Source organism: Psychrobacter sp. I-STPA6b (genome assembly GCF_020662265.1).
Lineage (GTDB): Bacteria > Pseudomonadota > Gammaproteobacteria > Pseudomonadales > Moraxellaceae > Psychrobacter.
Genome location: NZ_VEWM01000006.1, coordinates 1 through 489, shown reverse-complemented (window position 1 = coordinate 489; position 489 = coordinate 1). Strand labels below are relative to the sequence as shown.

At 35.6% G+C, this 489-nt stretch carries 1 protein-coding gene; it reads right to left on the bottom strand.

What is annotated here, in order from left to right; translation table 11 throughout:
* The coding region (locus FHK88_RS00225) for a PAS domain-containing protein (protein ID WP_227428781.1) at positions 1 to 489 on the bottom strand (489 nt) is incomplete at both ends.

Sequence of the window (489 nt, the reverse complement as noted above, 5' to 3'; positions counted from 1 at the left end):
TTTACCTATAGTTTCATTTAAGTCTAAAACTCCAGTGTCTATATGATAGGTCCAACGACCCAGATTAGAAGCTCTCATGGCTAACTCTAGTTGGTGTTTTGTTTTTTGTACTTCTTCTAGTTCTTCAATAACCGCACCTACATCTCGAGTAATACAAAGCAAGCCACCATCGTCAAAAGTAGTGAGTGAAATTTCTTGTCTAATGGGCTTTTTATTTTTAGTAATTCCGTAGGTAATTCCCTTCCAACTTCCATTTTTTAGTAACATAGGGAAGTACTCTTTTTCAATTAAGGTTGCTTCACTTTCTTCATAAATGGTTTTCCAATGTTTACCTATCAAGTCGCCGCTTTCATATTCCAATATTTCGGCATGTGATTTATTCATATAGTAGTAGTTGCCTGTGTTGTCTAGCAAAGCAATACCTACCGGACTTTTTTCTAAAGCACTCATCATCCTGTCAAGCAAATAATCTTTTTGCTTTAATTCGGT